Origin of the sequence: Delftia deserti (assembly GCF_042653485.1) — a bacterium.
Classification (GTDB): domain Bacteria; phylum Pseudomonadota; class Gammaproteobacteria; order Burkholderiales; family Burkholderiaceae_C; genus Comamonas; species Comamonas acidovorans.
On record NZ_JBHSIH010000001.1, the window covers coordinates 4,570,742 to 4,590,906 of the forward strand.

Annotated in this window: 14 protein-coding genes and 1 riboswitch; of the genes, 12 read left to right on the plus strand and 2 right to left on the minus strand. The window is 65.6% G+C overall.

The genetic code is table 11. From position 1 onward, the window contains the following. Nucleotides 1-5 precede the first annotated feature (5 nt). On the plus strand, nucleotides 6-2,606 hold the full coding sequence (locus ACFPFG_RS21875; RefSeq protein ID WP_380108235.1) for a DUF7657 domain-containing protein: 2,601 nt from the start codon (nucleotides 6-8) through the stop codon (nucleotides 2,604-2,606). 56 nt (nucleotides 2,607-2,662) lie between these two features. Here ACFPFG_RS21875 and ACFPFG_RS21880 read toward each other — a convergent pair whose 3' ends face one another. Both ACFPFG_RS21880 and ACFPFG_RS21885 read right to left on the minus strand, forming a co-directional pair. Then, nucleotides 2,663-4,288, minus strand: coding sequence for a peptide chain release factor 3 (locus ACFPFG_RS21880; protein WP_183021152.1), 1,626 nt, complete (start codon nucleotides 4,286-4,288; stop codon nucleotides 2,663-2,665). A gap of 70 nt (nucleotides 4,289-4,358) precedes the next feature. Continuing rightward, nucleotides 4,359-5,876: a hypothetical protein gene (locus ACFPFG_RS21885; RefSeq protein WP_183021151.1), complete on the minus strand. Its 1,518-nt coding sequence runs from the start codon at nucleotides 5,874-5,876 to the stop codon at nucleotides 4,359-4,361. 190 nt (nucleotides 5,877-6,066) lie between these two features. Here ACFPFG_RS21885 and ACFPFG_RS21890 point away from each other — a divergent pair, with 190 nt between their 5' ends. The 11 genes from ACFPFG_RS21890 (at nucleotide 6,067) to ACFPFG_RS21940 (ending at nucleotide 20,158) form a co-directional block, all read left to right on the plus strand. Beyond that, on the plus strand, nucleotides 6,067-6,165 hold the full coding sequence (locus tag ACFPFG_RS21890) for a potassium-transporting ATPase subunit F (protein ID WP_013800438.1): 99 nt from the start codon (nucleotides 6,067-6,069) through the stop codon (nucleotides 6,163-6,165). Between the two features lie 114 nt (nucleotides 6,166-6,279). Further along, the gene (gene kdpA, locus ACFPFG_RS21895) at nucleotides 6,280-7,986 is read left to right on the plus strand and encodes a potassium-transporting ATPase subunit KdpA (RefSeq protein WP_183021150.1); all 1,707 of its coding nucleotides are present in this window, start codon (nucleotides 6,280-6,282) and stop codon (nucleotides 7,984-7,986) included. A 78-nt stretch (nucleotides 7,987-8,064) separates the two neighbouring features. Continuing rightward, nucleotides 8,065-8,799, plus strand: coding sequence for a K(+)-transporting ATPase subunit C (gene kdpC / locus ACFPFG_RS21900; protein WP_380108238.1), 735 nt, complete (start codon nucleotides 8,065-8,067; stop codon nucleotides 8,797-8,799). A 3-nt stretch (nucleotides 8,800-8,802) separates the two neighbouring features. Further along, a complete protein-coding gene (gene kdpB / locus ACFPFG_RS21905; protein WP_183021148.1) occupies nucleotides 8,803-10,887 on the plus strand; it encodes a potassium-transporting ATPase subunit KdpB in 2,085 nt (694 codons plus the stop codon). A gap of 83 nt (nucleotides 10,888-10,970) precedes the next feature. Beyond that, nucleotides 10,971-11,846, plus strand: a complete 876-nt coding sequence (locus ACFPFG_RS21910; protein ID WP_183021147.1) for a TorF family putative porin — start codon at nucleotides 10,971-10,973, stop codon at nucleotides 11,844-11,846. A gap of 46 nt (nucleotides 11,847-11,892) precedes the next feature. Further along, nucleotides 11,893-14,607, plus strand: a complete 2,715-nt coding sequence (locus ACFPFG_RS21915; RefSeq protein WP_380108240.1) for a DUF4118 domain-containing protein — start codon at nucleotides 11,893-11,895, stop codon at nucleotides 14,605-14,607. Nucleotides 14,608-14,633: 26 nt separating this feature from the next. Next, nucleotides 14,634-15,368 carry a response regulator gene (locus tag ACFPFG_RS21920; RefSeq protein WP_183021145.1) on the plus strand — a complete coding sequence of 245 codons (735 nt, stop codon included), beginning with the start codon at nucleotides 14,634-14,636 and terminating at the stop codon, nucleotides 15,366-15,368. Between the two features lie 7 nt (nucleotides 15,369-15,375). Then, a riboswitch (S-adenosyl-L-homocysteine riboswitch) is annotated at nucleotides 15,376-15,460 on the plus strand. Between the two features lie 70 nt (nucleotides 15,461-15,530). Then, nucleotides 15,531-16,961 (plus strand): adenosylhomocysteinase, encoded by a 1,431-nt coding sequence (gene ahcY, locus ACFPFG_RS21925; RefSeq protein WP_183021144.1) that lies wholly within the window; start codon nucleotides 15,531-15,533, stop codon nucleotides 16,959-16,961. A 175-nt stretch (nucleotides 16,962-17,136) separates the two neighbouring features. Then, nucleotides 17,137-18,339: a TlyA family RNA methyltransferase gene (locus tag ACFPFG_RS21930; RefSeq protein WP_183021143.1), complete on the plus strand. Its 1,203-nt coding sequence runs from the start codon at nucleotides 17,137-17,139 to the stop codon at nucleotides 18,337-18,339. A gap of 22 nt (nucleotides 18,340-18,361) precedes the next feature. Further along, the gene (gene metF, locus ACFPFG_RS21935) at nucleotides 18,362-19,189 is read left to right on the plus strand and encodes a methylenetetrahydrofolate reductase [NAD(P)H] (RefSeq protein WP_034397320.1); all 828 of its coding nucleotides are present in this window, start codon (nucleotides 18,362-18,364) and stop codon (nucleotides 19,187-19,189) included. Between the two features lie 78 nt (nucleotides 19,190-19,267). Next, on the plus strand, nucleotides 19,268-20,158 hold the full coding sequence (locus ACFPFG_RS21940; RefSeq protein WP_380108243.1) for a septal ring lytic transglycosylase RlpA family protein: 891 nt from the start codon (nucleotides 19,268-19,270) through the stop codon (nucleotides 20,156-20,158). The last annotated feature ends 7 nt before the right edge of the window (nucleotides 20,159-20,165 follow it).

The window sequence follows — 20,165 nt, forward strand, 5'->3', positions numbered from 1 at the left end:
GTTTTATGAATCTGTTGTTTCTCAATCAAAAAAATGCAAAATTTTCTGCGAATGATCGAGTTGCCGGGTGTGGTATGTCAATGATGGTTTTTCGATTGATTTTTCTGCTGCTTTGCGTCTCTTTCCCGTGGATCGGGAAGGCTGCAGATAATTCGCATCCTAAGATATATGGAGCATTGGAACATTGGAGTTATGAGCCAGATAGCCGCCAACTGACTGTCTCTGGGTGGGTGCTTGCAGGGGAGAAAGGATTAAATCCTCCTTTGCTCAGGCTATCCGTATCCGGCGAGAAATTTGAAAATAATAATGCCAAATGGATTGAAAGAGAGGATGTGTCTGCCACCAACCCTGCGATGGGAGGCCAGACAGGCGTTGGATTTTCCTGGGAAGTTTCTTTGTCGAAAGTCCTGCCCGCTGGCGTGCATCCAGTAGTCCTGGAGGCTATCTACCAAGCGGATGGGGACAAGGCCACCTTGCAGAGTGCTTTTTCAGGGCCACCAGTTATCGTTATTGAAAGCATACGACCACGACATTGGTGGACGTTGGGTATTTTGCTTTGCGCGGTAGCATTGCTTGGATCTAAGAAACTGCAGAGTTTGCGGGGCTTGAGGAGGGGTATTTCAAGCTTCAGAGGGCGGGGCGTATATATTCTGATTATCGGTTCTTTCACCCTTTTGGTCGGTGCTGGAATTACGGGCAGCTCAGTGGGCTTGTTGTTGCAGAGTCCGCATGGAGCAAGCATCTTGGATTCAAAAGGTAGCAATGAGAGATTGTTCAGTTTGCGCCCCATCCGTGGGGATGAGTGGGGAGTATTGATGCCAAATGTATTGGCACAAATCCATCACGAGCCAAAATTCCCTGTCGTAAATACCAATATAGGCCTGAACGGTCAAAATATGGGGGTAATTGGCATGACAGGTGTGCCAATCTACCAGTTGGCGGCCCTGGCTCGTCCTGCGACCTGGGGCTATTTCTTTTTGCCCTTGCGGCAAGCCATGAGCTGGCAGTGGCAACTTCCTTTTTGGGGAGGATTGCTTTCCGTATGGCTGATGTTGAATTTGATTCGAAAAAATCAGCGAGGGCTGAACTTTGGGTTGGCATTGTCTTTTTGTGTGGCACCGTATGCGGCTGCATGGTCCAATTGGCCGCTGTATGCAACGATGTTCCCTGCTATCGCCTTCGTGGTTGCCTGCAGGTTACTGACAGTCGCTAGCGTTTGGAAGGCAGTGCTGCTCGGCCTCGCTCTGGGGTGGGCTGTAAGTGGTTGGTTCCTTGTGCTTTATCCCACCTGGGTTATTGTCATTGGAAGTATTCTGTTGCTGGCTGGCATTGGCTGGTGCGTGGATCAGCGTGCCCAGCTGCGTTGGTCAATGGCGCAGTGGGCGGGCTGTGCCGCTTCCTTGTGCGTGGTGGTTGTTATTGTCGGTAGCTGGTGGCTTGATACGCATGAGGCAGTCGCGTTGATGCAGGCTACGGAATACCCCGGCAAGAGAGGTGCAATGCCGGGCGGGGACTTGCAGTGGTGGTGGCATCTGAGAGGCTACACCAACGTGGAAACGGTACTTAGCATGCCCGGTCCCAAAACAGATCCGTCATCAGCTAGCTCATTTTTCCTGTTGCCTTTATTGTTAATAGCCTTTTTCTTAAGAAATTTCCGGAGTTCTGCACAGAGGTCTTGGATGATTGTCGCTGCGGCTGCCTTCGTCTTTATTTACTGGATCTATTGTTTCATCGGTTTTCCTGTGTGGTTGGCTAAATATTCCTTGTGGGGGAATATGCCGACGGTGCGCATGGACGTAGGTATTGGGCTGGCTGGAATTATGGCAATGGCTATGATGGCTGGTGGGTATGTGTTGGATGGTGAGCAAAAAACAAAAAGACTGAAGGTGATCGGGAATTGGGCCATCCCTGGAGCAGTGGCCTTGGCGAGCGCCATTCTTATAGCAATGGCGATGTCATATACGCCGAGAAATATAATGCCAGGGGGCAGCATTGTTTATACTGTCGCGATGGCTGGTTCTGGCGCTGTCATCTGCTGGTGGATGTTGAGAGGAAGAGTGGCTGAAGGGGTATGGCTACTGACTATTGTGCATTTGCTCACAACCTTTGCCTTCAATCCATTTTCTAAGGCACCTAGAGATATTGAGCTTGCTCAGGGTAATTTGTCCTATGTCACGAATGGCCAGCAGCCAGAAAAAAGGCTGCGCACTTTGCTGCTCAATGGTGATGGAATTGGCGCGCTGACATTGGCTGCTGCCGGGGTACCTATTGCTAACGGCGTTTTTTATTATCCCCATGAGAGGTTCTGGGAGGAGATGGGCCTGCCATCGGATAAATGGTCTGTCGTCAACAGATATCAACATTTGGGGTTTTATGTTGATTCTGACGTGCAGGAAAGCGATGGATACTATGTCTTTTCGCCGACAATAGACCAGGTGCACGTTCATATACACCCATTGAATTTCAATTTCGCAAAATCAGGAGCCGACAGGGTGGCTGTCCTGGCTCAGCATGCCCAGGGATTGCGTAAAAACCCCTCGCTGAACTGGTTGGGAGAGTTCCGAGGCCTGAACTGGTTTGCCGTGAATAATTCCCGCAAGCCGTGAAGATGCATGCGGATCAGGGTACTGATCCGCATGCACTGCAGAAGGCGTTTGGCGCCTTATCCCTTTTGCAAAGCCAACCCCGCATGCTCGCGCAGCGGATGGAAGTGAATCTTGGGAAACCGCTCCTGCGCCAATCGCACGTCATAGGGTGACGTGCACAGATAGGCCAGCGTATCGGCCGCATCGCGCGCCATGCGCAGCGGGTAGGCGTTCTCGAATTCGCGCAGCTCGGCCGGGGTGTCTGCCGTGATCCAGCGTGCGCCCGTGTACTGGCAACCTTCCAGGCGGATGTCGCAGTCGTATTCGGCGTTCAGGCGGTGCTGGACAACTTCGAATTGCAGCTGGCCCACGGCGCCCAGCAGCATGTTGCCGCCAGCCTCGGGCTTGAAGACCTGGATGGCGCCTTCCTCGCCCAGTTGCATCAGGCCCTGCTGCAGCTGCTTGGTGCGCAGCGGGTTCTTGAGCACCACGGTCATGAACATTTCCGGGGCGAAGAAGGGCAGGCCCGTGAACTGGAGATTGGTGCCGTCGGTGATGGTGTCGCCCAGCTGCACGCCGCCATGCGTGGTGAAGCCGATGATGTCGCCCGCATAGGCTTCTTCCACGGCTTCGCGGCGCTGGCTCATGAAGGTCACGACCGAGGTGGGGCGCAGCTCCTTGGCAGTGCGCTGGACCTTCATCTTCATGCCGGGCGTGTACTTGCCCGAGGCCACGCGCACGAAGGCGATGCGGTCGCGGTGGTTGGCGTCCATGTTGGCCTGGACCTTGAAGACCACGCCGGAGAAGCCTTCGTCCTCGGGCTGGATGATCTTTTCCACAGGCTGCTTGTTGACCAGCAGCGAGCTTTTGCGGGGGCCGGGCGGGGGCGACATGTCGACCACGGCATCCAGCACTTCCATGACACCGAAGTTGTTCACGCCGGAGCCGAAGAAGACCGGTGTGAGCTTGCCTGCCAGGAAGGCCTCGTGGTCCCAGGGGGCCGAGGCGCCCTGGGCCAGTTCCATGCTTTCCAGCGCATCGTCGAAGGACTGGCCGAAGCGCGCGCGCAGCTTGTCGACCTCGGCCAGGGGGATGGCCTCGAAGTCCTGCGGGCGGCGCTCGCTGCCGGGCTGGAACACCGTCATGGTCTGGGTGAGCAGGTTGATGATGCCGCCGAACTGCCGGCCCTGGCCCACGGGCCAGGTGACGGGGCAGCAGGGCATGCCCAGTTCGCGCTCCACTTCGTCGAGGATGTCCAGGGGATCGCGCACTTCGCGGTCCATCTTGTTGACGAAGGTGATGATGGGCGTGTCGCGCTGGCGGCAGACCTCGATCAGGCGGCGGGTCTGCGATTCCACGCCGTTGGCGGCGTCGATGACCATCAGGGCCGAGTCCACGGCCGTGAGCACGCGGTAGGTGTCTTCCGAGAAGTCCTTGTGGCCGGGCGTGTCGAGCAGGTTGACCACGTGGTCGCGGTAACTCATCTGCATGACCGAGCTGGCCACCGAGATGCCGCGCTGCTTTTCGATTTCCATCCAGTCGGAGGTGGCATGGCGGCTGGCCTTGCGGCCCTTGACGGCGCCCGCGATCTGGATCGCGCCCGAGAACAGCAGCAGCTTTTCGGTCAGCGTGGTCTTGCCCGCGTCGGGGTGGGAAATGATGGCAAAAGTCCGGCGGCGCCGGGTTTCCAGGGCGTAAGTCAAGGGGGAATCCAGGAGATGGCAATAGACAGGGCGCGCGTACCGGCGGACGGCCGCGGCGAACCGGCGCATTTTACAGAGCGTGTGCCTGAAGTGTGTTCCGGGAGGAATCCTCCAATGACTTCGGCGATACGGTCGTTGCAGCATTTGCTTTGGAGATGCCTGGGCGCGATATGAGCACAGCCAACAGAGCGGGTGTGAGAACGAAGAATGGCAACAGGTATCGATATTCGCCGGCCGTGGCGAAGACCGCAATGGCGGTCAGGTGAATGGCTGGCGGCACGCTGATCAGCAAGGCTGGCACGTTCTTTTGGCGCACGCCATGCCACAGGACCATGGCCAGCAGCGTGAAGCCCAGCCAGGGCGTCCATAGCAGCCAGCGCCAGGCATGGCTTTGGCGAAGCAGGCCGCGCAGGGCCGTTTCCGATGAATCCAGCCTGAAGATCCGCATTTGCGATTGCGCCTGGGTACGCCTGATCACATGGCGGGCATAGTCGAGCGCCGGGAATCCGCCTTGGGCCAGGGCGGCAGACAGCAGCACGTTGACGCGGCTGGCCGCCACATCGGGCAGGTTGTGCCAGAGGTTGTAGCGCAGGAATTCATGCGCTAGTTCCTTGCGCCGGTCTTCGGTCAGGCCGAAGAGCTGAGGCCCCTGCGGATGGAACACCAGCATGTCCCAGTAGGCCGGGTCCGAGTAGGCGAGCATAAGCTGGCGCGGGGCATGGCCTTCCAGGATCTCCAAAGTGCGTGCCGACAGCTTGGGCGCCTGCAGCACCCAGGGGTCGTTCATGAGAGGCTGCTTTTGCCAGAGATCGTTCATGGCCCTGGGCTGCAGCAGCTTGACCGTTTCGAAGAGCACGAGTGAATCCATGGCGCTTTGCGGTGCGGGCTTGTGCATCTTCGTGCCCGTGTAGGCCAGCGCACACCACAGGCCGATGATGGCGCACAGCGGCAAGCGGCTTTTGCGGTGGACCAGAAAGATCGCAACCACGGCCGGTGCCAGAAAAAGGGCGCCGTTGGCGCGCACGAAAACCGCAAACGGCAGTGCCAGCGCTATGAGGGCCAGGCTGGCCCGGCTGTGTCGTTTCTGGCTGCAAATCCACCAAAGCTCGAACAGCAAGGCGCAGGAGGCCACGGCGAAGATGGCGTCTGGATACAGCGTGGCCATGAAATAGACCATGTGGGGCGCCGCGCAGACGAAGACCAGCAGCACGACGCAAAGCAGGCGGTGCCCGCGCGCCCAGTACCAGGCCAACATGCGCGCAAAGAAGAGGGCGCACAGCAGCAGCAGGATGGCAACGGGCACCTCTACCCTGTGGGTGACACCATAAGTCCAGCGCACGAAGTAGTACCAGAAGGCGCTCTTGCCAGAACGAAAGTGCTCGGGCCTGTCCACTTCCTGGAGGATGGCCGAACTGTCTTCGCCCAGCACGCCGGGCCAGAAGACCAGCAGCCATCCCAGATAGACCAGCACGAGCAGGCCGGCGCTGGCCAGGAAGGCACGGCGCTCCCCATTGCCTTCAAGGCAGGCCTGAGCAGGCGCGGCGGCGGAAGGCGGCGGGCCGGTGGCGGAGATGGATCTGCTGTTCATGGGCCGTCGACGATGCGCCCAGGTCCTTGGGTTGTGGCAGTGCGGTCAGCGGCGGAGCCGCTGACCTTCTTGATGCCGTCTTGATACGGCCCCTGCCAATCTCAACCCATCCTTGACAGCCCCGGCCCTAGAGTTTTCCCCATCGCAACAACAGGTGCCGCCAAGCGGTGCCGATGCGGGAGAAATTCCTATGACCCTGACCGAAATCACCGGATGGCTGGGCGCCCTGGGCGCTCTGGCTGTGTTTGTCTACCTGGGATACGCCTTGCTGCGGCCCGAGCAGTTCTGAGGTGGCGCAGATGCAAGACCTGATCTTTATCGCCCTGAGCCTGGGCTGCTTCGGAGGCCTGCTGGCCTTCGTGGCGGCGCTGGGCCGGATTTGACTGCCTGAAAGGAGACCGCCATGTGGTTGACCTGGATGGAATTTGCACTGGTGCTGCTGGTGATGACGGCGCTGGCCGTGCCCATGGGGCAGTGGCTGGCACGCTGCTTCACGAGTGAGCACCATGCCTGGATCGAGCGGCTGAGCTTTCGCGCCCTGGGCGTGAGCCCGGCCGAGCGCATGGGCTGGCAGCGCTACGGGCTGGCGCTGCTGCTGTCCAACGGCGCCATGCTGCTGCTGGGCTATGCGCTGCTGCGCGTGCAGGGCTGGCTGCCGCTGAATGCGCTGGGCAATGCGGCGCAGACGCCGGACCTGGCCTTCAACACGGCCGCGTCCTTTGTGACCAATACCAACTGGCAGGCGTATTCGGGCGAGAGCAGCCTGTCCAACGCCACGCAGATGGTGGCCATCACCTTCATGATGTTCGCGGGCGCGACCACGGGCGTGGTCGCCGCGGCGGGCTTCATTCGCGGCCTGGCGCGCTCCAGTGCATCGGACCTGGGCAATTACTGGGTGGACTATGTGCGCGTGCTGTGGCGCGTGATGCTGCCGCTGAGTTTCGTGGTGGCCCTGGTCTATGTGTGGCAGGGCGTGCCGCAGGCACTGGATGGCCAGGTCTGGGCGACGACGCTGGAGGGCGCGCGCCAGCAGATCCTGCTGGGCCCTGTGGCCAGCCTGGAGAGCATCAAGCACATCGGCACGAACGGCGGCGGCTTCTTCGGCATGAACGCAGCCCATCCGTTCGAGAACCCCACGCCGCTGACCAATGCCATCCACATCCTTGGCATGCTGCTGATTCCCTCGGCCATGACCTATGCCTTCGGCTCCATGCTGCTGCGCCGCCGCCAGGGCTGGGTGCTGTTCGGCGCCTGCCTGGTGATGTTCGTGGGTTTTATCTCGCTGGTGTTCACGGCCGAGCAGGCCGGCAATCCGCTGCTCACGGCAGCAGGTGCCGACCAGCAGGTCAGCGCCACCCAGCCGGGCGGCAACATGGAGGGCAAGGAGCTGCGCTTCGGCATCGCCGACACGGCGCTGTTCGTGGCCACGACCACGGCCGCGACCACGGGATCGGTCAATGCCATGCATGACTCGCTGACGCCGATGGGCGGGCTGGTGCCGCTGGCGCAGATGATGCTCAACTGCGTGTTCGGCGGTGATGGCGTGGGCCTGATCAACCTGCTGCAGTACGCCATCCTCACGGTCTTCCTGGCCGGCATGATGATTGGCCGCACGCCCGAGTTCCTGGGCAAGAAGATCGAGGCGCGCGAGATCAAGCTGGTGATGCTGGCCGTGATGGCGCACCCCCTCTCCGTCCTGGGCTTCACGGCGCTGGCGGCGGTCTGGCCCGACACGCTGGCCAGCCTGTCCAACCGGGGGCCGCACGGCTTCTCGGAAGTGCTCTACGCCTATGCCTCGGGCACGGCCAACAACGGCTCCGCCTTTGCGGGCCTGAACGCGAACACGCCGTTCTTCAACACCACCATCGGCCTGGCCATGCTGGCCGGCCGGTATCTGACGCTGCTGCCCATGCTGGCCCTGGCCGGCAGCCTGGCTGCCAAGCCCACCGTGCCTGCGGGCCCGGGCACCTTCCCGACGGCCACGCCGCTGTTCATGGGGCTGCTGGTCTTCGTGGTGGTCGTGGTCGGCGGGCTGACCTTCCTGCCTTCGCTGGCCCTGGGGCCCGTGGTCGAGCAGCTGCAGATGCTGTCAGGACAGGTCTACCCCTGAACCCCTGAGTCACCTGAGCCCGTTTTTTTCTTGGCCGCCGGTTCTGCCTTGGCAGGGCCGTGCGGCGGAGGTTTCGAGATGCAAGTTCAAACACATACTTCCGGCCCCTTGCCGGTGCTGCGCGCTGATGCGCAGGCCCAAGCGCAGGCCGCTCCTGGCGGGCTGCGCTCGCTGTTCGGCCCCAGCCTGCGGTCGGCGCTGTTCGTCGCCGTGGTCACGGGCCTGGCCTATCCGCTGGTCACCACGCTCGTGGCCCAGGCTGCGTTTCCCAAGACCGCCAATGGCAGCCTGGTCACGCGCCAGGGCTCGGTCGTGGGCTCGGCCCTGATCGGGCAGGAGTTCGCCTCGCCGCGCTATTTCCAGGGCCGGCCCAGCGCCACCACGGCGCCCGATCCCGACAAGGCCGACGCCACGGTGGCCGCGCCCTACAACGCTGCGCTGTCGGCTGCCACCAACCAGGGGCCGACCCATGCGGCGCTCAAGGAGTCCGTGGCGGCGCGCGTGGCCGCCTACCGCGAACTCAATGGCCTGGCTGCAGATGCCGCGGTGCCTGTGGATGCCGTGACGGCCTCGGCCTCCGGCCTGGATCCGCACATCTCGGTGGCCAATGCCCAGCTGCAACTGCCGCGCGTGGCCCGCGAGCGCCAGCTGCCCGTGGCCAAGGTCCAGGAACTGCTGCGCCAGCAGGTGCAGCCGCGCGTGCTGGGCCTGCTGGGCGAGCCGCGCGTGAACGTGCTGCAGATGAACCTGGCGCTGGACGATCTCTCGGCCGCGACGCTGCAGCCTGCGGCAGTCCATGCCGCCAAGGAGTAAGCCATGTCGCGCAAAACTGCCTTGTCCCTGTTCGATCCTTCGCTGGTGCGCCAGGCGCTGGGTGACTCCATCCGCAAGCTGGCACCCAGCGCGCAATGGCGCAACCCGGTGATGTTCGTGGTCTACCTGGGCGCCATCTTCACCAGCCTGCTCTGGGCCCAGGCCCTGGCGGGCGAAGGCGAGGCGCCTGCGGGCTTCATCCTGGCGATTGCGCTTTGGCTGTGGTTCACCGTGCTGTTCGCCAACTTTGCGGAGGCGCTGGCCGAGGGGCGCAGCCGCGCCCAGGCCGCCAGCCTGCGCAGCATGAAGCGCAGCACCGTCGCCAAGAAGCTGGAGCAGGCCAACTACCAGAGCCGCTGGCATCCCGTGGGTGCCGAAGAACTGCGTTCGGGCATGTGGGTGCTGGTGGAGGCTGGCGACACCGTGCCGCTGGACGGCACCGTGATCGAGGGCGTGGCCTCGGTGGACGAGAGCGCCATCACCGGCGAATCGGCCCCCGTGATCCGCGAGGCCGGAGGCGACTTCTCGTCGGTCACGGGCGGCACGCGCGTGCTGTCGGACTGGCTGGTGGTGCAGATCACCGTCAATCCCGGCGAGTCCTTCCTCGACCGCATGATCTCCATGGTGGAGTCGGCCCGCCGCCACAAGACGCCCAACGAGCTGGCGCTGACCATTTTGCTGGTCGGGCTGACGCTGCTGTTCCTGCTGGTCATCGTCACGCTGCGGCCCTATTCGTCCTTTGCGGTGGAGCTGACGGGCAGCGGCCAGGTCGTGGGCCTGACGGTGCTGGTGGCCCTGCTGGTGTGCCTGATCCCGACCACCATCGGCGGCCTGCTGTCGGCCATCGGCGTGGCGGGCATGAGCCGCATGATGCAGGCCAACGTGATCGCCACCTCGGGCCGCGCCGTGGAGGCGGCCGGCGACGTGGACGTGCTGCTGCTGGACAAGACCGGCACCATCACGCTGGGCAACCGCCAGGCCAGCGAGTTCCTGCCCGCGCCCGGCGTGACGGCCGCGCAGCTGGTGGATGCGGCGCAGCTGGCCTCGCTGGCCGACGAGACGCCTGAAGGCCGCAGCGTGGTCGTGCTGGCCAAGGAGATGCATGGCCTGCGCGAGCGCGACCTGGCCACGCTGCATGCGGTCTTCGTGCCCTTCACGGCCCAGACGCGCATGAGCGGCGTGGACATGCCCCAGCCGGACGGCGCCACGCGCAGCCTGCGCAAGGGCGCGGCCGATGCCGTGCGCCGTCACGTCGAATCCCTGGGCGGCCAGTTCCCGCCCGCCATGCTCAAGGTGGTGGAGGATGTGTCGCGGCGCGGCAGCACGCCGCTGGTCGTGGCCGACGGTGCCCGCGTACTGGGCGTGATCGAGCTCAAGGACGTGGTCAAGCACGGCATACGCGAACGCTTTGCCGAGCTGCGCCGCATGGGCATCAAGACCGTGATGATCACGGGCGACAACCCGCTCACGGCGGCGGCCATTGCGGCCGAGGCCGGCGTGGACGACTACCTGGCCGAAGCCACGCCCGAGGACAAGCTGCGCCTGATCCGCGAACACCAGGCCGCAGGCCGCCTGGTGGCCATGACCGGCGACGGCACCAATGACGCGCCCGCACTGGCCCAGGCCGATGTGGCCGTGGCCATGAACAGCGGCACCCAGGCGGCCAAGGAAGCCGGCAACATGGTGGACCTGGACAGCAACCCGACCAAGCTCATCGAGGTCGTGGAGACCGGCAAGCAGATGCTGATGACGCGCGGCGCGCTGACCACCTTCAGCGTGGCCAACGACGTGGCCAAGTACTTCGCCATCATCCCGGCCGCCTTCGTGGGCACGTATCCGCAGCTGTCGGCGCTCAATGTCATGGGACTGGCCAGCCCGGGCTCGGCCATCCTGAGCGCCGTGATCTTCAACGCGCTGATCATCATCGTGCTGATTCCGCTGGCCTTGCGTGGCGTTCCCTACCACGCCATCGGCGCCTCGGCCCTGCTGCGGCGCAACCTGCTGGTCTACGGACTGGGGGGCCTGGTCGTTCCCTTCATCGGCATCAAGCTGATCGACATGCTGCTGGTGGCTCTGGGCCTGGCCTGATCTTTGGCGGCAAGCCTGCCCGGCCGGGCAGGCACCGCCTTGCTTTCTCTGTACAAAAAACCAAGATGAAATCCGTTTCTTCCATGACGACCGCTTGTGCCGTCCCCCGTTTCTTCCCCCGTGTTTCACTGGCTGCACTGTTGTCGCTGGCGGCCGCATCCTGCCATGCGCAGGCCGAGACCTCCCCCGTCAGCGCTGCCAGCGCCGCTGCCCAGGAATCGCCCGCACCCGCCTACGCGCTCACCGGCAGCGTGGCGCTGCTCAGCGACTACCGTTTCCGTGGCATCTCGCAAAGCTGGATGGGGCCGGCGCTGCAGGGCGGGCTGGAGCTGTCGCTGCCGCGCGGCGCCTACCTGGGCGTGTCCGGCTCCAGCGTGTCGCGGCACAGCTATCTGGACGGCCGCGCACTGGAGCTGGACCTGTACGGCGGCTGGCGCACCGAATTGCCGGCGGGCTGGACGGGTGACATCGGCCTGCTGCACTACAACTACCCCGGCGCGCGCGTGCCCCGCGGGGATGGCAGCGGCGGCGTGCGCTACGACACCACCGAGGCCTATCTGGGCGTCACCAACGGCGGCTTCAGCGCCAAATGGTCGCTGGCGCTCACGCCTTACTTCGGGCTGCGCGACAGCACGGCGGCCACGGCCTTTGCCGAGGCACTTCCCGGCAGCGGCAGCTCACGCGGCAGCAGTTATCTGGACCTGAACTACCAGCACCCGCTGGGCGACTGGGCCGTGCTGGGCCTGCATGCCGGCCACACGCAGGTGCGCAACTACAGCGCACTGTCGTATGCCGACTGGCGCGTCTCGCTGGCCCGCAGCTGGGGCCCATGGACGGCCACGCTGGCCTGGGCCGGCACCTCGGCCGACACGCGCTACTACCGCGCAGCCAACGCGGCGGGCCAGATGCAAAGCCTGGGGCGCAGCGGCTGGGTGCTGTCGCTGTCGGCTGCGTTCTAGGCGTCCTTCTGGTGTTTGAGCACGCCCTGGTGCTAGGCTGAGAACCATGCCCATTTCGCCCTCTGCCGACCCGGCTTCGCCCGGCCTGCCGCGCCCCGATCCCGACGCCCTGGTCGCGCGCCTGCGCCATGAGCAGGCGCAGGCGGGCAGGGGCAAGCTGCGCATCTACTTCGGATCGAATGCAGGCGTGGGCAAGACCTACGCCATGCTGGCCGCCGCCCAGCGCGAACGCCAGGGGGGCCGCGAGGTTCTGGTGGGACTCGTGGAAACCCATGGCCGCAAGGAAACGGCGCAGCAACTGCATGGCCTGGAGCAACTGCCGCTGCGCGAGCTGCCGCACCAGGGGCGGACGCTGCGCGAGTTCGACCTGGATGCGGCGCTCGCGCGCCGTCCGCGCGTGCTGCTGCTCGATGAGCTGGCGCACAGCAATGCGCCAGGCTCGCGCCATCCCAAGCGCTGGCAGGACGTGCAGGAACTGCTGGACGCGGGCATCGATGTCTGGACCACGATCAACGTGCAGCACCTGGAAAGCCTGAACGACGTGGTGGGCGGCATCGTGGGCATCACGGTGCGCGAGACCGTGCCCGACCAGGTCTTCGACGATGCCGACGAGGTCATCGTCGTCGATATCTCGCCCGACGAGCTGCTGCGCCGGTTGAAGGACGGCAAGGTCTACATGCTGGAGCAGGCCGAGCGGGCCTCGCGCAATTTCTTTCGCCGTGGCAACCTGCTGGCGCTGCGCGAACTGGCGCTGCGCCGCACGGCCGACCGCGTGGACGAGGATATGCGCGACTACCGGCGCGAGCGCTCCATAGGCGCGGTCTGGCCTGCACGCGAGCGCCTGCTGGTGGCGGTGGCCGGCCGCGCAGGGGACGATGCGCTGGTGCGCCAGGTCGCGCGCATGGTGCGCCGGCTCGATGCGGACTGGATGGTGGTCTACGTGGACGCCCCCCAGCGCCAGCACCGCCCGCGCAGCGTGCAGGCCGCCGTGCTCAAGACCCTGGCCCTGGCCGCTCGCCTAGGCGCCGAGACGGCCACGCTGCCGGGCGCCGATGTGGCCGAGGCCCTGGTCGCCTTCGCGCGCGAGCGCAACGCCAGCCGCCTGGTGCTGGCCCAGCCGCCACGCCCGGCCTGGTCGCCCTGGCGCTGGTGGACGCGCAGCCTGCCCGACCGCATCACGCACCTGCATCCCGATATCGATGTGCTGGTGCTCTCCGGCGGCTCCAGTGCGGCCCGGACCGAGGCCCCTCCTGCCGCAACTTCCGCGCTGCTGCGGCGCGCACCGCTGCCGTGGAAGGGCTATGCCGGCGTCACCCTGGCCTGCCTGGCCGCCACGGTGCTGGCCGAGCAGCTGCTGCGCGTCTTCGACCCGGCCAACGTGGTCATGCTGTTCCTGCTCATCGTCGTGCTGTCTTCGCTGCGCTGGGGGCGGGGCCCCGGTGCCTGGGCCGCGTTGCTGTCGGTACTGTGCTTCGACTACTTCTTCGTGCCGCCGCGCGGCTCCTTCCATGTCAACGACACGCAGTACCTGTTCACCTTCGTGCTGATGCTGGGCGTGGCCCTGGTCTGCGGCCAGCTCATGGCGCGGCTGCGGCATGAGGCGCGCGTGGCGGCCGAGCGCGAGCGCCGCGCGGGCGCCCTGGCACGGCTGGCGCGCGACCTGTCGGGCGCGCTCACGCAGGAGCAGGTGGTGGAGATCGCGCTGCGCACGGTCTCGGGCGTGTTCGACGCCCAGGCCGGACTGCTGCTGCCCGATGCCGACGAGCGCCTGCGGCCCGCGGGCGGCGGCCCCTGCCCCATGGACGACAGCATTGCGCGTTGGGCCATGGACCACGGCCAGCAGGCCGGCCAGGGCACGGACACGCTGCCGGCCGCACCGGCCCGCTATGTGCCGCTGGCCGCACCCGTGCGCATGCGCGGCGTGCTGGTGCTGCAGCTGCGTGCGCCGCAGCGCCTGGAGGTGCCCGAGGAGCAGCGCCTGCTGGAGGCCTGCGCCAGCCAGGTGGCGCTGGCGCTGGAGCGCCAGCACTTCGTGGCCGTGGCCCAGCAGACCCAGATCGCCATGGAGGGCGAACGCATGCGCAACACCCTGCTGTCGGCCGTCTCGCACGACCTGCGCACCCCGCTGACCACCATCCTGGGCGCGGCCGAGGCCGCGCAGCGCCATGTGCCGCCGGGCGGCGCGGCCGACATGCTGGAGCAGGTCCGCATCCAGGCGCAGGCCATGCAGCGCCTGGTGGAGAACCTGCTGGACATGGCGCGCCTGCAGCAAGGCGGCGTGCACCTGCAGCGCGAATGGCTGCCGCTGGACGAAGTGGTCGGCAGCGCGCTGCGCCAGATGCGCGCGCGCCTGGGCCAGCATCCCGTGAGCACCGACGTGCCCGCCAGCCTGCCGCTGCTGCAGCTCGATGCCCTGCTCATGGAGCGCGTGCTGGTCAATCTGCTGGACAACGCCGCCAAGTACACGCCGGCCGGCACGCCGCTGGCCATCAGTGCGCGCGTGCAGGATGGCGAACTGCTGCTGTCCGTGCGCGACGGCGGGCCGGGCCTGCCGTCCCACCTGCCGGTGGAGACGCTGTTCGAGCCCTTCACGCGCGGCACGGCCGAGTCCACCGTCTCGGGCATAGGCCTGGGCCTCGCACTGGTGCGCAGCATTGTCGAGGCGCATGGCGGGCGCATCGAGGCTGCCGCCGCGCGGCCCGGCCCAGGCACCGTCTTCACGCTGCGCTTTCCCGTGCCCGAGCAGCCTGCGCTGGATTAGAGTCCCGCCATGCACGAAAGCCTCCCATGAGCACGCCTGTCAACCGCATCCTGATGATCGAGGACGACCCCGGCATCCGCCGCTTCGTGCGCCTGGTGCTGGAAGACGAAGGCTGGCAGGTCTTCGAGGCAGACAGCGCGCGCCGGGGCCTGATCGAGGCGGCGAGCCGCCAGCCCGACCTGGTCATCCTCGACCTGGGCCTGCCGGATGCCGACGGCAAGCAGGTCCTCACCGAGCTGCGCGGATGGTCCTCCGTGCCCGTGCTCGTGCTTTCTGCGCGCGAGCGCGAGGACGAGAAGGTGGCCGCGCTGGACGCCGGCGCCGACGACTACCTGGTCAAGCCCTTCGGCGTGCCCGAGCTGCTGGCCCGGCTGCGCGTGATGCTGCGGCGGCGTCAGCAGCTGGGGCCCGCGGGCGGCGCAGGCGCCTCCAGCCAGGTGCACTTCGGCCCGGTGCAGGTGGACCTGGCCACGCACGAGGTGCGGCGTGCAGGCCAGCCGGTGCACCTCACGCCCATCGAATTCCGCCTGCTGGCGGCCCTGATCGCCGCCCAGGGCCGGGTGCTCACCCACCGCCAGCTGCTGCTGCAGGTCTGGGGCCCCGAGTACCTGGGCCGTGCCCATTACCTGCGCGTGCACATGGCCAATCTGCGCCAGAAGATCGAGGACGAGCCGGCCCAGCCGCGCCACCTGGTGACCGAGCTGCAGGTGGGCTACCGGCTTGTGGGGCTGGGCGGTGAGGCATCCCCGGGATCGGTATAATCAGCGCCTCTCCGAGGAGCGTTGCAGCGGCCCCCACACATCAGGCGTGGTCGCGAGGCTCGGAGTCATACCTGCAACGACGCTCGCCCACGCTTTCTGTGCGGTGAGCTTTTTTTCGTCTCCCGCAGAACGTGGTTTTTCATTCATCTTTTGGAGAAAACCATGAACGCTGCTGTTCGTCCCGTTTCCGCCGACACGGCCATCGCTGACATTTCCCTTGCCGCCTGGGGCCGCAAGGAAATCCTGATCGCCGAAACCGAAATGCCCGGCCTGATGGCCACGCGCGAGGAATTCGCCGCTGCCCAGCCCCTCAAGGGCGCGCGCATCACCGGCTCGCTGCACATGACCATCCAGACGGCCGTGCTGATCGAGACGCTCAAGGCCCTGGGCGCCGAAGTGCGCTGGGCGTCGTGCAACATCTTCTCGACGCAGGACCATGCCGCCGCCGCCATCGCCGCCACGGGCACGCCCGTGTTCGCCATCAAGGGTGAATCGCTGGCCGACTACTGGGACTACACCCACCGCATCTTTGAATTCGGCGCCGCCGGCACCGAAGGCGAAGGCCCGAACATGATCCTGGACGACGGCGGCGACGCCACCATGCTGCTGCACCTGGGCATGCGCGCCGAAAAGGACCTGTCCGTGCTGGACAACCCCGCCTCCGAAGAAGAGAAGATCGCCTTCGCCGCCATCCGCGCCAAGCTGGCCCAGGACCCCACCTGGTACACGCGCAAGAGCGCCCACATCATCGGCGTGACCGAAGAGACCACGACCGGCGTGCACCGCCTCAACGAGATGTCGGCCAAGGGCACGCTGAAGTTCCGTGCCATCAACGTCAACGACTCCGTCACCAAGAGCAAGTTCGACAACCTCTACGGCTGCCGCGAATCTCTGGTGGACGGCATCAAGCGCGCCACCGACGTGATGATCGCCGGCAAGGTTGCCGTGGTGGCCGGCTACGGCGACGTGGGCAAGGGCTGCGCCCAGGCGCTGCGCGCGCTGTCGGCCCAGGTCTGGGTCACCGAGATCGATCCCATCAACGCCCTGCAGGCGGCCATGGAAGGCTACAAGGTCGTGACCATGGAGTGGGCAGCCGACAAGGCCGACATCTTCGTGACCACCACCGGCAACCGCGACATCATCCGCCACGAGCACATGGTGGCCATGAAGAACGAAGCCATCGTCTGCAACATCGGCCACTTCGACAACGAGATCGACGTCGCCTCCATCGAGCAGTACCAGTGGGAAGAAATCAAGCCCCAGGTGGACCACATCACCTTCCCTGACGGCAAGAAGATCATCCTGCTGGCCAAGGGCCGCCTGGTGAACCTGGGCTGCGCCACCGGCCACCCCAGCTTCGTGATGAGCGCCTCGTTCGCCAACCAGACCATCGCCCAGATCGAGCTGTTCACCAAGCCCGATGCCTACGAGGTCGGCAAGGTCTACGTGCTGCCCAAGATCCTGGACGAGAAGGTCGCCCGCCTGCACCTGAAGAAGGTCGGCGCCATGCTGACCGAACTGACGGACGGCCAGGCTGCCTATATCGGCGTGAGCAAGCAGGGTCCCTACAAGCCCGAAACTTATCGCTACTAAGCACCCCCTGAGCGGCTTGCGCCGCTTCCCCCTCTCTACTTGCTTCGCAAGGGAGGGGGACGACACCCTCGCGGCGGGGCGGCCCTTGCTCGGTGTCCCTGAGTTGGGCCCTGCCAGTTGTGGGGTGCGACGCCGCTTGGCGTCATTGGTTTAGAGATTTCCTGGGAACGACGCTATGCGCGCAGATGTATTTTTGGTGGAAGCCGGCCATGCGGCCACGCGCTCGCAGGCGCAGCGGCTGATTGCGGGTGGCGTGCAATGGCGCATGACGCCGCTGACGCCTTGGAAGAAGGTTGCCAAGAACGGCGACGAGATTCCTGCGGGGGCCGAGCTGCAGTTGCTGGACGGGGCCGAGGCCCGGTTCATCTCGCGCGGCGGGCTGAAGCTGGAAGGCGCGCTGGCGGCCACCAAGCTGTCGGTGCAGGGCCTGCGCTGCCTTGACGTGGGCCAGAGCACGGGCGGTTTCACCGACTGCCTGCTGCAGGCGGGCGCCGCCCAGGTCATCGGCGTGGACGTGGGCCATGGCCAGTTGCATGACCGGCTGCGCTCGGATGTGCGCGTGATCTGCGTCGAGGGCGTCAACGCCCGCGCGGTGACGGCCGAGGGCCTGCAGGAGTCCTGCGAGGAAGTGCTGTCCGAACGCTGGGAAGAAGATCCCGACGACAACGACACCCAGCCCGTGGCGCCCTATGCCTGGATGCGCAACGGCGGTCTGGTCGATGAAGACTACGACGACAGCGACGACGCCAAGGAAAAAGAGATCGAGGCCTTCAAGGCCGAGCGCGCGGCCAAGGGCAAGGCCCGGGAAGAAGGCACGGTGGCCACGCAGCGCCGCCGCCGCGCGGAGTTTGCCGACGTGGACATCACGCCGCAGTTCGACTTCGTCACGGGCGATCTGTCCTTCATCTCGCTGACCCTGGTGCTGCCGGCCGTCACGCGCCTGCTCAAGCCGCATGGCCAGCTGCTGATGCTGGTCAAGCCGCAGTTCGAACTGCAGCCGGGCCAGGTCGGCAAGGGCGGCATCGTGCGCGATGCGGCCCTGTTCACCGAGGTGGAGCAGCGCATCCGCACCTGCCTGGGCGAGCTGGGCCTGGAGGTCAAGGGCTGGATGGAGTCGGCCATCGAAGGCGGTGACGGCAACCGCGAATTCTTCGTGCATGCCCAGCAGGCGGCCGTGGTGAAGGAGCCTGCACAGCCTGAAACGCAGGACGACGACGAGCCCCGTTCGGCCGTGAAAGCCGCGCCTAAGCCGGCCGCGCCCAAGCGCGTGTCCCGCACCGTGCTGCGCGAGCAGCGCAACGAGCGTGTGATCGACACCAGCACCGAGTTCGGCGTGCCCGGACCGGGGCGCGCCAAGCTGCGCAAACGCAACGAATGAAACACTGAGCAGTGAGTCTTACATGAGCTTTCCGATCAGCTTCGAATTCTTCCCGACCAAGACGCCCGAAGGCGCGGCCAAGCATGTGCAGGTGCGCAAGAACCTCTATGCGCGCAAGCCCCAGTTCTGCTCCGTCACCTATGGCGCGGGCGGCTCCACACAGGCCGGCACCTTCAACATGGTGCGTGACATCCAGAGCGAAGGCGTCAGCGCAGCATCGCATTTCTCCTGCGTGGGCGCCACGCACGACAAGGTGCGTGCCGAGCTGCAGGAGCTCAAGGCCATGGGCGTGCGCCGCATCGTCGCGCTGCGCGGCGACCTGCCCAGCGGCTACGGCCTGGGCGGTGAATTCCAGTACGCCAGCGACCTCGTGGAATTCATCCGCCGCGAGTTCGGCGACTGGTTCCACATCGAGGTGGCAGCCTATCCCGAGGTCCATCCGCAGGCGAAATCCCCACATTCCGATCTGGAAGCGTTTGCGGCTAAAGTGCGCGCTGGCGCGGATTCCGCGATCACCCAATATTTCTACAATGCCGACGCCTACTGCCGTTTCGTTGATGCGGCGCGCGGCATGGGGCTTGATGCACCGGTTGTTCCCGGCATCATGCCCATCACCAGCTCTACGCAGCTGATGCGCTTCTCGGACGCCTGCGGCGCCGAGATCCCGCGCTGGATCCGCCTGCGTCTGCAGGCTTACGGAGATGACACGGCGTCCATTCGCGCCTTCGGCCTCGATGTCGTGTCCCGTCTATGCGAGCAGTTGCGCAGCCAGGGCGCTCCCGGGCTGCACTTCTATACGATGAACCAGAGCGTCGCCACGCTGGAAATCTGCGATCGATTGGGCCTTTGAGCGCGCAGCCACTGCGCCGGCCCCGGGCGGCCCTCTAGAACTTGGGAACGGTCAGGCGTTCCCTGGAGGTTTTTGCCCATGGATCGTAATTTTCGACGCCTGCATTGGCGCTGGCTGGCCATGTGTGCCATCACCGCCACCCTGGCTGGCTGCGCACCGGCTCCCGTGGCCGAAACCGATGCCGAGTCCGGTGCCTTGATGGCGGGTGCGGCAGGGGCCGCAACCGTGGCCGAGGGCCAGACGCCAGCGGCCGTGCCCTCGGCCGGCAAGCGCGGTGGCCGCACTTCGCGGGCCGCGCAGCCGGCCAGCAAATCCTCGGATGCCAAGCCCTCCGAGCCGGCCTCGCCCGAAGACAGTTCCAATCCCGACTTCGCCCTTGTGCCGTCGCGCGACAGCGACCAGCAAGGCCTGGCATCCTGGTACGGCCCGGGCCTGCATGGCAGGCTGACGGCCAGCGGCGAGCGTTTCGACAAGGAAGAACTGACGGCTGCGCACCGCAGCTTCGCCTTCGGCAGCCGTGTCTGCGTGCGCAGCGCCGCGACAGGCAGGACGGTGGTGGTGCGCATCAATGACCGAGGCCCGTTCGCTCCCGGCCGCGTGATCGACCTGAGCCAGGCTGCTGCGCAGGAGCTGGGCATGGTCGGCCTGGGCATCAAGCCCGTGGAGCTGTGGCAGCTCGACGAAGGCGAGGAAGAGTGCCCCGAAACCCTGGTCACGGCCAGGAAGGCCGAGTCCCTCAAGAAGACGCAGCAGGCCAAGGCACAGGCACAAACACAGGCGCGGACCCAGGTTCAGGCAAAGGCCCCGGTCCGGCCGCGTGTGCAGGCCAAGGCACCCGCGCCCAGGCCCAATGCACGCACGGCCGTGGCCAGCCGTGCCGCCCCTGCCGCCAGGCCGGTGGCGAAGGCCGCTGCGCCTGCCGCAGCCTCGGCCACGGCAGTGGCCTCTGCCGCATCGAGCTCGCGCTGAGCCGCGT